This window comes from Brevibacterium sp. Mu109 (genome assembly GCF_900169375.1).
GTDB lineage: Bacteria > Actinomycetota > Actinomycetes > Actinomycetales > Brevibacteriaceae > Brevibacterium > Brevibacterium yomogidense_A.
In genome coordinates, this window is sequence record NZ_FXZF01000014.1 from 34,232 (window position 1) to 47,220 (window position 12,989).

Here is a 12,989-nt window from a genome sequence, read left to right on the forward strand (position 1 = left end):
TTCGTGGGAGTGGTCGATAGTTCGGGACAAGTCTCTCATGTCGGATCGGCGATTGCAGAAGCGGCCCGCCGACCGCGTTCCCGCTGCGAGCGGTCACGCGCGGATCTGACCGTTGCCCCGCATGATCCATTTCGTGGTCGTGAGCGCATCCAGGCCCATCGGCCCCCGTGCGTGGAGCTTCTGAGTCGAGATCCCGACCTCCGCGCCCAAGCCCAGCTGTCCGCCGTCGGTGAAGCGGGTCGAGACGTTCACTCCTACAGCCGCGGCGTCGACGGCCTGGACGAAGGTGTCGGCATTCGACAGGTCGTTCGTCACGATGACCTCGGTGTGGCCGGAGGTGTAGGCGTGGATGTGCTCGATCGCCTCATCGACGTTCGCCACCAGCTTCACGGCCAGTTCGAGGCCGAGGTACTCCTTGGCCCAGTCGCGCCGCGTCACGCGCCGGATCTTCATGCCGCTCGGCGCGAATTCGTCGACCGCCTTGTCCGCGCGCACGACGACGCCCGCCTCATTCAGCGCCGTGAGGATCTTCGGCAGCACTCGCTTGGCCGCCTTCTCGTGGACCAGCAGGTTCTCCAGCGCGTTGCAGACGCTGGGACGATGCGTCTTCGAGTTGAGGACCAGATCCGTGGCCATCCGGACCGGGGCGGAGGAGTCGATGAACATGTGCACGTTGCCGACCCCCGTCTCGATGACGGGCACCAGCGATTCGTGGACCACCTTGGAGATCAGGTCCGCTCCCCCGCGAGGGATCAGCAGGTCGACGTAGTCGCGCGCCTGCATGAGAACGGTCGTGCCATCGCGACCGAACTCATCGATCCCGGTCACGGTCGCGGACGGCAGTCCGACGGACTCCACGGCCGTGCGGAGGAGCTCTATGAGCAGTGTGTTGGACGAGCGGGCCGCGGATCCGCCGCGCAGGACCACGGCGTTCCCCGATTTGAGCGCGAGCGCTGCGATGTCGACTGTGACGTTCGGGCGTGCTTCGTAGATCGCACCGACGACTCCGACGGGCACGCGCTCCTGCGAGACGCGCATCCCATTGGGCATCGTCCTGCCGTGCTCCACCGTTCCCACGGGGTCGGGCAGGCCGATGACTTCGCGGACAGCGCCGGCGATGTCGAGGATCCGTGCTTCCGTCAGGGTCAGGCGATCGACGAGGGGCTCGTCGACTCCGCGCATGCGCGCGGTCTCGATGTCCTCCGCGTTCGCCGCCAGGATGTCGTCGACATTCGCTTCCAGTCTCTGCGCGATGGCTTCGAGCGCGTCGTCCTTGAGGCGCGTCGATGCCTGGGCAACCCCGCTGGACGCCTCCTTCGCCGCCGCCACGACACGTGTGACCCCGCGGACCACGCGTGGGCTGATGTCAGTCGTCATTGCTCCCCTTGCTCGAAAACCGCGTCCGTGAGGACCATGTCGTTCCGGTGGATGACCTCTCTACGGTAGTCCGCCCCGAGAGTGTTGCCCAACTCCTCCGACGATTTGCCGATCATGGCCGGCAGCTCGTCCTCGGCGAAGTTGGCGATGCCGCGAGCGACGAGTGCGCCGTTTGGACCGCGGACGTCCACGGGGTCTCCTGCGTCGAATCCGCCGTCCGCGCCGGTCACGCCGACGGCGAGCAGCGATCTGCCCCGTTCGGACACTGCGCGCGCCGCACCCTCGTCCACGTGCACCGTCCCGTGCTTCTGCGCGAGGTGCGCCAGCCACAGGAGCCGGGTGGATCTCCGGCGGTGCGTCACACCGAAGGCGGTTCCGACGTCGTCCCCGGCCACGGCCTCGGCCACGCGGTCCGCAGACGTGAGGATCGTGGCGATCCCGGAATCGGCCGCCATCGTCGCGGCCTGGACCTTCGTCACCATCCCGCCGGTGCCGGTCCCGGCAGCACCCGTGCCGCCGATGCTCAGCTCGTCCAGATGCCCGGGACCCGAGATGAACGGCACGCGCTCGCTGCCCGGCGTCCCCGGCGGTGCAGTGCACAGGGCGTCGACATCGGACAGGAGGACGAGCGCCTCCGCGTGGATGAGGTGGGCGACCAGCGCCGACAGGCGGTCATTGTCGCCGAACCGGACTCCGTGCGAGACCACCGCGTCATTCTCATTCACGATGGGGAAGATCCCCAGCGCCAGCATGCGTTCGACAGCCCGCTGGGCGTTGCGGTACTTCGCGCGGTGGATGAGATCGTCGGCGGTGAGCAGCACCTGTGCGGGAACCAGACGATGCGCGGCCAGCGCCTGGGTGTAGGCCGCCATCAGGAGGCTCTGGCCCACACCTGCGGCGGCCTGCTTGGTCGCCTGGTCCTTGGGACGTCGGGAGATGCCCATCGGGTCCAGTCCCGCGGCGACCGCGCCGGACGATACGAGGACGACTTCCCTGCCGGCCGCGCGCTCCGCGCCCAGCACGTCCGCGACCCGGCGCAGCCGATCGTGGTCGAGTCCGTCCGCCATCGTCGTGAGCGACGAGGAGCCGATCTTCACGACGATCCTCTTGGCATCGCCCACCTGGGCCCTGGTCAGGGCCTCAGTGATCACGACCGCCCGTCCTCGCCGCCGTCGTCAACGCTCTCGGGTGCAGGGCGAGCGGTGCGCTCGGCACGAGCCTCGCGCTCCTTGGCCGCGTTCTCCGCGACGCGCTCAGCCTCGAACTCCGCACGGGTCGCGGCCTTCGCATCCATGCGATCGTGGAATGCTTCCTTCCGCTCACGGCGCGTGGCACGTGTGCGATCTTCGAAGCGGGCGTCGTGTCCACGGCCTCCGAGCAGCTCGGCACCGCCGACCATCGTGGGGTCCCAGTCGAAGATGACGCCATCGCCCGCGCCCACGACGACCGTCGCACCGGGCACTGCACCGGCGCGGAACAGCTCCGCCTCGATGCCCAGACGGTCGAGTCGATCGCTCAGGTAGCCGACGGCCTCGTCGTTGGAGAAGTCCGTCTGCAGGATCCAGCGCTCGGGCTTGTCGCCCAGGATGCGGTAGACGGGCTCGTCGTCGGCGTGCTCGACGACGACGCGGAAGCCCTTGTCGTCGACGGCCCGGGGACGCAGGACGACGCGTTCCGGCACATCGGGCTCCGCTTCGCGACGGGCGCGCTCGGCCTCCACGAGACCGGCCATGGCGAACGACAGCTCGCGCAGGCCCTCGTGCGACACGGCGGAGATCTCGAAGACCCGGTAGCCCGCGGCCTCCAGCTCCGGACGCACCATATCGGCCATCTCGCGACCATCGGTCACGTCCATCTTGTTGAGGGCGACGAGGGTGGGCCGTTCATCGAGTGGCAGCAGGTCGCCGCCGTGGGCGATGTCGACTGCGTAGTCCGCCAGCTCCGCCTCGATCGCCCGCAGATCGTTCACAGGGTCCCTGTCCGTCTCCCAGGTGGCGAGGTCGATCACGTGGACCAGGCCGGCACAGCGCTCGACGTGGCGCAGGAACTCGAGTCCGAGTCCCCTGCCCTCTGCGGCGCCGGGGATGAGGCCGGGGACATCCGCGACGGTGAAGCGGGTCCCCCCGGCCTCGACGACCCCGAGGTTCGGCACCAGCGTCGTGAACGGATACTCCGCGATCTTGGGCCGTGCCGCCGACATCGCAGCGATGAGGCTGGACTTCCCCGCGGAGGGGAAGCCCACGAGGGCGATGTCCGCCACCGACTTGATCTCGAGCACGAGGGAGCGCTCCTCCCCCGGGATCCCGAGCAGGGCGAAGCCGGGAGCCTTGCGCTTCGTCGACGCGAGAGCGGCATTGCCCAGGCCGCCTCGTCCGCCCGCTGCGGCGATGAAGCGCGTTCCGTGGCCCACCAGGTCGGCCAGCACCTCTCCGGACTTCGTCTTCACGACGGTGCCCTCCGGGACGGGGAGGACCAGCTCGCCGCCGTCGGCGCCGTGGCGCAGGTCGCCCTTGCCGATCCCGCCGTGCGCTGCGCGGCGGTGCGGGGAGCGGTGGTACGGAAGCAGCGTCGTGGTCTGCGCATCGACCTCGAGCACCACGGTTCCCCCGTCACCGCCGTTGGCGCCATCCGGGCCGCCCAGGGGCTTGAACTTCTCACGTCTGATCGAGACGCAGCCGTTTCCGCCGTCCCCGCCTGCGATGTGCAGGGTGACGCGGTCGATGAACTCAGTGGCCATGGGTGCCTCACAGGGATGGAAGGGGCAGGATGACGGAGGTGGGGCGCACCCACGATCCTACGGTGGTGGTCGACCGCACGCACCGTGCGGTCGTGGAACGCAGGAGCGGGGCGAGTCGTGATCGACTCGCCCCGCTCATACTGCGGTTCGCAGTGGTGCTGGTGTCAGCCCGCGAGGATGTTGACGACCTTGCGGCCGCCCTTCGCGCCGAACTCGACGGTGCCGGCCGACAGAGCGAACAGCGTGTCGTCCTTGCCCCGGCCCACGTTGGCGCCGGGATGGAAGGCAGTGCCGCGCTGGCGGACGAGGATCTCACCTGCGCTGACGACCTGGCCCCCGAAGCGCTTCACGCCGAGGCGCTGGGCGTTCGAGTCGCGGCCGTTCTTCGTGGAGCTTGCGCCCTTCTTTGTTGCCATGGGTAATTCTCCTTCAGATGTCGCTGTCGCTCAGGCGATGCCGGTGATCTTGAGTCGGGTGAGGTCCTGGCGGTGGCCCTGACGCTTCTTGTAACCCGTCTTGTTCTTGTACTTCTGGATGACGATCTTGGGTCCGCGGAGTTCATTCTGAACCTCTGCGGAGACCGAGATCTTCGACAGCGCATCTGCAGCCGTGGTGACGGTATCGCCATCCACGTGGAGGACTGCGGGGAGCTCGACGGAATCGCCGGCCTCCGCCTTGATCCGATTGACGGTGATGACGTCGCCGACGCTGACCTTCTCCTGATGGCCGCCGACGCGGACGATGGCGTAGACCATGTGCGTACCTCTCGCTTCACTCCTGCGCGCGACCGTACGCCGCGCGGCTTCTCCATGTGCGGAGCGACCCCTCCTTGGCGTCCGCAGCCGGTGGGGACCGGCTGAATCCGAACGTCCCATTACGAGGGGGGATCTGCTCTCGGTGCTCAGAGCACCGACGGTCAATCCTAGCGCACCCGCGGAGTCTCGGTCAACGCGAGCGGCCGCCCTCTGCGGAGTCTCCGTCGCTCTCCCCGCGGGCCTCGTCGGCGATCCGCTCGTGGTGACGGATGACCTCTGCGACGGTGAAGGCGAGGAACGTCTCCGCGAACTCCGGATCGAGGTTCGCCTCCTCTGCGAGCGCCCGCAGCCGATCCACCTGGCGAGCCTCGCGAGCCGGATCCGCCGCGGGGAGCTCGTGCTCGGCCTTGAGCCGCCCGACACGCTCCGTGAGCTTGAACCGCTCTGCCAGAACGTGGATGAGTACCGCATCGAGATTGTCGATGCTGCCGCGCAGTGAGGCGAGCTCTTGGGGGATATCGGCCATTCCGCCTCCTGTGTCCACGGTGTCACGGGTCGCCGACGACGCCGCTGACCGGCGCTCAGATGACCCTCGGAGGTCCACGATACAGCGCTGCGCGCCCCGGCGTGTGCCGGGGCGCGCAGCGCGTCCGAGGACGCTGATCGATGGGACGCTCAGGCGTTGCCCTGCTCCTCCTTGATCTGCGCGAGGTGCGCGTCGTCCTCAGCACCCAGCTCGTAGAGCTTGCCCGACTTCCGGTCGGCCAGGTACTCCTTCATCTCACGCTTGACGACCGGCATGAGCATGTAGAGGCCGAGGATGTTGACGAAGGCACAGCAGAACAGTGCGGCATCGGCGAAGTTGACGATCTGACCGAAGGACGCGATGCAGCCGATGATGATGAACGCCAGCAGGATGCAGCGGAACAGGATGTCACTCGACTTGCGGCGACCGAAGAGGTAGTGCCAGGCCTTCTGACCGTAGTACGCCCATGTGATGAGAGTCGAGATCGCGAACAGCATCACCGCGAAGGCGAGGAACACCGGCCACCACGGGGAGATCGTCGCGAACCCGGCGGAGACGAGCGAGACGCCGTCCGGGGAGAGCCCGGTCTCAGCGAACTCGGCCATCGCACCGTCGTACGCAGAACCTGCGGCGATGACAATCGTCAGTGCGGTCATGAGGCAGACGACGATCGTGTCGAGGAACGGCTCCAGGAGGGCGACGAAGCCCTCCGACACCGGACGACGGGTCTTCACCGCGGCATGGGCGATCGGCGCGGAGCCGATGCCCGCCTCGTTCGAGAACGCGGCGCGCTGGAAGCCCACGACCATCGTGCCGAAGATGCCGCCGGCCACACTGTCCATGGAGAAGGCGCCCGCAACGATCGCACCGAGCGCGGGGAGGACCTGATCCAGGTTGCCGAAGATCACGATCAGGCAGGAGAGCACGTAGAAGATGCCCATAGCCGGCACGAGGCGGCTGGTGACGCTGCCGATCGACTTGATCCCCCCGAGGATCACGAGCCCGACGACGAACGCGATGAGGAGTCCGATGACCAGGCCACCCGTCGGTCCGGCGATGATGCTGTCTTCGCCACCGGAGACCTCGCGGAGCTGCACGTATGTCTGATTGGCCTGGAACATGCCGCCGCCTGCCACACCGAAGAGCAGGATGGCGATGGCGAAGAAGCCGGTCAGCGCGCTTGCCACAGGACGAGAGAAGCGCGAGAAGGCGACCGGCAGATACTTGAAGGGCCCGCCGTTGACGACTCCGTCGGCGTCGATCTCGCGGTACTTCACACCCAGGGTGCACTCGACGAACTTCGTGCACATGCCGAGCAGACCGGCGATGATCATCCAGAATGCGGCGCCCGGACCGCCCATTGCCAGCGCAGCTCCCACGCCGGCGATGTTTCCAAGTCCGACGGTGCCGGACACCGCAGACGTGAGCGCTTGGAAGTGTGTGACTTCTCCAGGATCACTCGGACTGGAGAACTTGCCGGAGATCACCTCCAGCGCGACCTTGAAGCCGCGGAACTGGATGAAGCCGAAGTAGATGGTGAAGACGAGGGCGGCGACGATCAGCCAGATCACGACGATGGGGACGGGCCCCACGGCGAAGAAGACTATATTGCCGAAAACCGTGACTGCAGGCTCGAGGACCCCATTGACGGCCTCCTCAATCTTGACGACCTGCTCCTGTCCGGCAGGCTGCGCGCTCACATGCGCCAGTAAGTGTGTGTTCATGGTCACAGAGACTACAAGTGCCCGTGACTCACGCCACACTCAGAGTCGACCGGCTCGCCACTGTTTACCTGATTGTTACCTGTACAGGCATGAACAGAACAACGAATAGGTAAGAGCCCGGTCATCGCGTCTGCGATGACCGGGCCCTCACCCGACGGAGAATCAGCGTCGAATGCGCATCAGTCGTCCATGCCCAGCATCAGGATGGGCCCGGCAGGAGCGGGAGGCTCCACCGTCGTGGCAGTGGTCCCCGTCAACTGCTCGGGGCTCGGAGATTCCGTGCTCGGAGATTCCTTGCTCGACGGCTCAGCGCCCGACGGCTCCGCTGCGGACTGTTCTGCCTTCTTCACGACCTTTGTCTGCACTGTCGTCGAGGAATCGGCGCCGATCATGAGCGGCATCGGCCCCGTCGGCTCCGGCAGCGCCGGTGCCATCGGCTGAGTGTCCGCGGGTGCAGCCTCGGCAGCGGGTGCGCCCTGAGCAGCGGGGTCGGCGTTCTTCCCCGTCGAGTGCGAACGACCACCCCGGCGGCGTGATCGGCGTCCGTCCGCCTTCGACTCATCCGGTGTGTTCGCCGAGGCTGTGCTCGCCGACGCGCCGGGGGTCGAAGCAGTCGCTGCATCCGTTCCCTCGTCGGACTCGTCGCCGGACCTCTTAAGCGTGGCCTTCGCGATGGCTGCGACGGCAGAGCGCGACTGGCTGTTCAGCTCGTCCAGGTCCCGCTCCTCGTCCTGCCCTGCATGCTGAGCCTTCGACCCGCGCGACGATCCGTCCGAACCGCGTCCGCCGTCCGCAGCGCGGCGCGAGTCGGACCCGCGGTGAGAGTCGGAGCCGCGCGACGATCCGCCGTCGCCGCCCTTCCGCTGCCCGCGGCCGCGCTGGCCGCCTCGCTGTGATCCGCCCGAGTCCTTCTCATCGGTTCCCGGCAGCATGAGTCCGCGTCCCGACAGATCCTCTCCGGCCTCGGACAGCGATTCTGCGAGACCGGTGCCGATCCGCTTGCGCGTCATCTGTACGAGTCCCAGGGACGTGACCTCTGCGACCTGGTGACGGGTCCTGTCGCGCGCGAGGCACTCGACGAGCCTGCGTGTCACGAGGTCGCGGTTCGACTCGAGCACCATGTCGATGAAGTCGACGACGATGATCCCGCCGATGTCCCGCAGACGCAGCTGTCGGATGACCTCGTCGGCCGCCTCGAGGTTGTTCTTCGTGACCGTCTCCTCGAGGTTGCCCCCGGAGCCGGTGAACTTTCCGGTGTTGACGTCGACCACGGTCATCGCCTCGGTCCGGTCGATCACCAGCGAACCGCCCGACGGCAGGTTCACCTTCCGGCTCAACGCCTTCTCGATCTGCTCGTTCACGCGGAAGTGATCGAAGATGTCGGTGCCTGACGCACCGGACTCTGCGGTGTCGGTCCCCTCCGCTCCGTAGCGGCTCACGCGCTCCAGGAGGTCGGGTGCGACCGCTTCGACGTACTCGTGGATCGTGTCCCACGCGCCTTCGCCGTCCACGACGAGCGAATCGAAGTCCTCATTGAAGACGTCACGGATGATCCGCACGATCATGTCGGGCTCGCTGTAGAGCAGCTTGGGTGCGGACGCCTTGGGTGCCTTCGACTTCTTCTCGATCGACTCCCAGCGCTTCGTGAGGCGGTCCACGTCGCGACGCAACTCGTCGTCCGACGCGCCTTCCGACGCGGTGCGCACGATGACTCCGGCCTGCTCCGGCAGGATCTCCTTGAGCAGCTTCTTGAGGCGTGCGCGCTCGTTGTCCGGGAGCTTCCGGCTGATGCCCGTCATGGAGTTGCCGGGGATGTAGACCAGGAAGCGGCCGGGCAGCGAGATCTGGCTCGTCAGCCGCGCGCCCTTGTGGCCGACCGGATCCTTCGTCACCTGGACGAGGACCGAATCGCCGGAGCTGAGCGCCTGCTCGATGCGCTGCGGCTTGCCGTTCATCCCCAGAGCGTCCCAGTTCACCTCACCGGCGTAGAGGACCGCGTTGCGGCCCTTCCCGATGTCGATGAACGCGGCCTCCATGCTGGGCAGCACGTTCTGGACACGGCCCATGTAGACGTTCCCGATGAGGGACGCCTGCGCCTTGTGCTCGCTGAGGTAGTGCTCGACGGTCACGCCGTCCTCGAGCACTGCGAGCTGTGTGCGATCCGACTGCTCGCGGACGAGCATCGTCCGGGTGACGGATTCGCGACGTGCGAGGAACTCCGCCTCGGTCAGCAGCGGGCGTCGCCTGCCGGCCTCCCTGCCCTCGCGACGACGCTGGCGCTTCGCCTCGAGGCGCGTCGAGCCCTTGATCGCGGTGACCTGATCGTCGCCCGTCGAACCGGTGTCTCCCCCACCGCTGTCGCGACGGGATGAGCGCCCACGACGGCGACGGCGGCGGCGCGATGAACCGGAGTCGTCGTCGGAGTCGTCCTGTCCGTCACCCGAGCCGTCGGAGGATCCGCTGTGGCCGTCATCCGACGAACCGCGCCCGGAGGCATCGCCATCGGCCTGATCGCCGTCGGAGCGCCCGCCGTCGGAGCGCCCGCTATCGGACCCCCGGCTGCCGGAGCCTCGCCTGTTGGACCCCCTGCTGCCGGAGCCGTCGGAGGCGGACTCGTCGTCGGAGGAGCCGTCGTCCGCGCCTCTCCCGCCGTCCGCGTCCGAGGCCGAACCACCATCGCCGTGCGCGTCATCGCTGCCGGATGACCTGCGGCGGCGTCCGCGTCGGCTGCCGCGACGGCCGCCGTCCGCGTCTGAGGTCGACTCGTCGTCGTCGCCGTGCCCGCCGGCCTGGTCACTGCCGTTCGCATCATCGTCGGACCCGTCCTCCGAGGACCGGTCACGACCGCGCGAGCGACGGCCACGGCCTCCGCGGCGGCGACGGGAGCGGCCGCGGCCGTCCCCTGACCCGTCGTCAGACCCGCTGTCGTCTGACCCGCTGTCGTCGGAATCGCTGCGGTCGGATCCGCCGCGGTCGTCGGTCGACGAGTCCGCGTCGTCGTCCGTCTGCCCCTGATCGTCGTAGCGGTCGTCGGAGTCGTAGTCGTCGTCCGAATCGTCGTCGGAGTCATCGTCCGCGTACCAGTCGGGGTCCGCCGGCTGCGCGTAGTCCTCCTGCGGCGGCTGGAAGAGCAGGCCGCCCCCGGCCGGCGCGGCGACCGGTGCGAAGGCGCCGGTCGTGGCATCGGTCGAGTGGGAGAACGGATTGCGAGGATCCACCGCGCGCGACGAGCTCACGCTGGTCGCATCGTCTTCCTCGTCGGCACGTGAGCCGGCCGACGCATGAGCACCGTCACCGGGGTGGGTGCCGGAACCGCTGTCGCTGTGGGCGTCGTCCTCGTCGGAGTCGCGATCGGATGCATACGACTCGAAGACGAGGCCGCGCAGAGATTCGGCCGAGCGCTCCGAACGCGCCGTGCGCGATCGGCTCCCCCCGCCCGAGGTCGTCGTCGGCTCTGCGGTCGTGGCGGCCGCGACATCATGACCGCCGTCCGCGCCCTCATCGTCGTCGGGGCCGAGGTCATCGGCGTCGTCGCCCTCGTGCTCACGGAGGCGGGCTGCGGCCGCCGCGATCTCATCGAGTGCAGACAGGGTGTCCGGGTCGGCGTCAGAGGAATCGTCGGCTGCATCGCGCGAGGCGCGCAGCGACGCGAGATCGGCCAGGATGCCCGCAGTGGGGTCCAGGTCGTCGTCGTGGGTGTTGGACATGGGTCGGATCTCCTGCCCACGATCGGGGCGCCACACCTGCGTCCCGACCGCGGTCGGTCGTCAGCGCCCGGCGATCAGCGGCGGGCATGGAAACCTGCGGTGCGTCGTATCCGGCTCGCGCGAATGCGCGCGGCGGCCTGACACGTGCCGCTTCTGCTTGGCATACCGGCGCGAGGGTGCCGCACGGCGAAGTGTCCGTCATGCGCTGCTCGGCTCGGTGGAAGCGGGCCTGGCCCGGGTGTGTGCGGGCCTGCACTCCGATCATTATGTCACAGGCAGACTGCGCGTTCTCTGAAGACGTCGCCACAGATCCAGTGCGTATCCGACCGTCGACACCACGCGCACACCGTCACGCGCGCGGTCCGGCCCGGCGGACGTGTGGTCGGGAAGGCGCCCTGCGGCCTGCGGGCCGGGTGCGACGTCGTCGATCGGCACCCAGGCCGCGTACTCCGTGCTGCCGCCAACCTCCAGCGTGCCGAGCGTCCCGCCCGTCACCACCGCCTCGAAGATGACGGCGGCGCTCTTGAACGGCCTGCCGCCGGGTTCGCCGTCCCCTCGCCGCTGCGGCGTGAACGTCCGCGCGCCGAGCATGCCCACGATCTCCGCGTCGAAGCCGGTCTCCTCCTTCACCTCACGCACTGCCGCCTCTTCGAAGCCCTCGTCATACTCGACGCCTCCACCCGGCAGGGTCCACATGCTCCCCCACCGCGTCCGGTCCGCACTGAGCATGCTCAGCAGGATGCACTCGCGCCCGTCCTGCCGGCTCACGATGACGCAGTAGGCGGCGAGCCTCGTGTCGTAGTCCCGGAACTCCATGCCAGCACAGTACCGCTCGGTCGACTCAGTGCCCCCGATCGGCGCCGCACCGCCCATCGGGACTCTCAGCCTTTGCGCACCCGGCCGCCCGGTGTCATCCTTTCTCCGTGAGCACACTCGACGCGCCCCCCGCACCCGCACAGTCCCGCCGGTGGTTCACCGGTCATCGCGGGATGGGCACGTTCCTCGTCCTCACCGGGGTGATCGGGATCGTGTCGTCGTTCGCACTCACGGTCGACAAGATCACCCTCCTTGCGAACCCGGACGCGGTGCTCGGCTGCGATCTGAACCCGTTCTTCTCCTGCGGCAGCGTCATGGAGTACCCGCAGTCGGAGATCTTCGGATTCCCCAACCAGCTCTTGGGCGTCGTCGCGTTCGTCGTCCCGATCGTCCTGGGCGTGCTGCTCCTGTCCCGCGTCGACATCCCCCGCTGGATCATGAACGGCCTCGCTATGGGCCTGCTGGGCGGGATCGTGCTGGTCACGTTCCTGCAGTACACATCGATCTACACGATCGGCGTCGGCTGCCCCTGGTGCATGGTCGTGTGGGTCGTGACGATCGTGCAGTTCTGCGTGGTGCTCGCAGCGAACGTGCTGCGCGGCGCGTTCGGACGATCCGTTCAGGACTCGACGCTCCTCCGCGTCCTCGCCTCGATGCCGCTGCTCATCGCCGGGGTCTGGCTGCTCGTCATCGCGACCGCGATGGTCACGCAGTTCTGGACCTATTTCGGCTCGCTCATCTGAGCCTGCTCATCCGGGCTCTCTCACCCGAGCCCACTCGTTCGGCCCGTCGTCTGAGTGCGCACAGCGCGAGGGCGGGACCGGTCGATGACCGGCCCCGCCCTCGCGGTCGCCTCAGCGCAGTCGTCTCAGCGCAGTCGCCTCAGCGCATTCCTCTCAGGCGTTCGCAGGGAACCAGATCCCGATCTCGCGCTCGGCGGATTCGACGGAATCCGAGCCGTGCACGATGTTCTTCTGGACCTTCTCGCCCCAATCCCTGGCGAGGTCGCCCCGCACGGTGCCGGGAGCAGCCTCGGTGGGGTCCGTGGTCCCCGCGAGCACGCGGAAGCCGCGGATGACGCCCTCGCCCGACGCGATGACCGCGACGACGGGACCGGACTTCATGAAGTCGACGAGGGGCTGGTAGAACGGCTTGCCCTCGTGCTCTGCGTAGTGCGCAGCCAGCTGCGCATCCGTCGGGTGCACGAGCTCGAGTCGGTCGAGGCGGTAGCCCTTCCGCTCGATGCGGGCGAGCACGTCGCCCACGAGTCCGCGTTCGACGCCGTCGGGCTTCACAAGGATGAGCGTGCGCTCTGACATGGAGTCTCCAATTCTGAGGTGGGCAGAT

11 protein-coding genes are annotated in these 12,989 nt (G+C 68.1%); 1 reads left to right on the forward strand and 10 read right to left on the reverse strand.

From position 1 onward, the window contains the following. Positions 1–93 precede the first annotated feature (93 nt). From BSP109_RS09905 to BSP109_RS09945, 9 genes are all read right to left on the reverse strand, one after another. A complete protein-coding gene (locus BSP109_RS09905; protein ID WP_087006070.1) occupies positions 94–1,377 on the reverse strand; it encodes a glutamate-5-semialdehyde dehydrogenase in 1,284 nt (427 codons plus the stop codon). After that, on the reverse strand, positions 1,374–2,528 hold the full coding sequence (gene proB, locus BSP109_RS09910; protein WP_087006067.1) for a glutamate 5-kinase: 1,155 nt from the start codon (positions 2,526–2,528) through the stop codon (positions 1,374–1,376). Before proB ends, BSP109_RS09905 begins: the two co-directional genes overlap by 4 nt. After that, positions 2,525–4,114, reverse strand: a complete 1,590-nt coding sequence (obgE, locus tag BSP109_RS09915) for a GTPase ObgE (protein WP_087006064.1) — start codon at positions 4,112–4,114, stop codon at positions 2,525–2,527. Before obgE ends, proB begins: the two co-directional genes overlap by 4 nt. Before the next feature lie 164 nt (positions 4,115–4,278). Next, complete coding sequence (gene rpmA, locus BSP109_RS09920; protein ID WP_101589746.1) at positions 4,279–4,530, reverse strand: 50S ribosomal protein L27; 252 nt, start codon at positions 4,528–4,530, stop codon at positions 4,279–4,281. Positions 4,531–4,560: 30 nt separating this feature from the next. Then, on the reverse strand, positions 4,561–4,869 hold the full coding sequence (gene rplU / locus BSP109_RS09925; protein WP_087006058.1) for a 50S ribosomal protein L21: 309 nt from the start codon (positions 4,867–4,869) through the stop codon (positions 4,561–4,563). A 190-nt stretch (positions 4,870–5,059) separates the two neighbouring features. Continuing rightward, positions 5,060–5,395 (reverse strand): chorismate mutase, encoded by a 336-nt coding sequence (locus BSP109_RS09930; protein ID WP_101600355.1) that lies wholly within the window; start codon positions 5,393–5,395, stop codon positions 5,060–5,062. Positions 5,396–5,544: 149 nt separating this feature from the next. Further along, entirely contained in the window at positions 5,545–7,119 is a 1,575-nt protein-coding gene (locus tag BSP109_RS09935; protein ID WP_101600357.1) for a sodium:alanine symporter family protein, read from the reverse strand. 179 nt (positions 7,120–7,298) lie between these two features. Next, a complete protein-coding gene (locus tag BSP109_RS09940) occupies positions 7,299–10,826 on the reverse strand; it encodes an Rne/Rng family ribonuclease (protein ID WP_257944643.1) in 3,528 nt (1,175 codons plus the stop codon). A 264-nt stretch (positions 10,827–11,090) separates the two neighbouring features. After that, positions 11,091–11,642 carry an NUDIX hydrolase gene (locus tag BSP109_RS09945; protein ID WP_087006255.1) on the reverse strand — a complete coding sequence of 184 codons (552 nt, stop codon included), beginning with the start codon at positions 11,640–11,642 and terminating at the stop codon, positions 11,091–11,093. Positions 11,643–11,749: 107 nt separating this feature from the next. On the opposite strand from BSP109_RS09945, the gene BSP109_RS09950 reads away from it, so the two are divergent. Continuing rightward, positions 11,750–12,385, forward strand: a complete 636-nt coding sequence (locus tag BSP109_RS09950; RefSeq protein ID WP_257944644.1) for a vitamin K epoxide reductase family protein — start codon at positions 11,750–11,752, stop codon at positions 12,383–12,385. A 153-nt stretch (positions 12,386–12,538) separates the two neighbouring features. Here BSP109_RS09950 and ndk read toward each other — a convergent pair whose 3' ends face one another. Further along, positions 12,539–12,961: a nucleoside-diphosphate kinase gene (gene ndk, locus BSP109_RS09955; protein ID WP_087006048.1), complete on the reverse strand. Its 423-nt coding sequence runs from the start codon at positions 12,959–12,961 to the stop codon at positions 12,539–12,541. Positions 12,962–12,989 lie beyond the last annotated feature (28 nt).

What these genes read in the sequence shown, in the direction of transcription:
- BSP109_RS09945 (WP_087006255.1), bottom strand. Translation starts at nt 11,642, where the DNA reads ATGGAGTTCCGGGACTACGACACGAGGCTCGCCGCCTACTGCGTCATC.
- BSP109_RS09935 (WP_101600357.1), bottom strand. Translation starts at nt 7,119, where the DNA reads ATGAACACACACTTACTGGCGCATGTGAGCGCGCAGCCTGCCGGACAG.
- BSP109_RS09930 (WP_101600355.1), bottom strand. Translation starts at nt 5,395, where the DNA reads ATGGCCGATATCCCCCAAGAGCTCGCCTCACTGCGCGGCAGCATCGAC.
- rplU (WP_087006058.1), bottom strand. Translation starts at nt 4,869, where the DNA reads ATGGTCTACGCCATCGTCCGCGTCGGCGGCCATCAGGAGAAGGTCAGC.
- ndk (WP_087006048.1), bottom strand. Translation starts at nt 12,961, where the DNA reads ATGTCAGAGCGCACGCTCATCCTTGTGAAGCCCGACGGCGTCGAACGC.
- BSP109_RS09905 (WP_087006070.1), bottom strand. Translation starts at nt 1,377, where the DNA reads ATGACGACTGACATCAGCCCACGCGTGGTCCGCGGGGTCACACGTGTC.
- rpmA (WP_101589746.1), bottom strand. Translation starts at nt 4,530, where the DNA reads ATGGCAACAAAGAAGGGCGCAAGCTCCACGAAGAACGGCCGCGACTCG.
- BSP109_RS09940 (WP_257944643.1), bottom strand. Translation starts at nt 10,826, where the DNA reads ATGTCCAACACCCACGACGACGACCTGGACCCCACTGCGGGCATCCTG.
- obgE (WP_087006064.1), bottom strand. Translation starts at nt 4,114, where the DNA reads ATGGCCACTGAGTTCATCGACCGCGTCACCCTGCACATCGCAGGCGGG.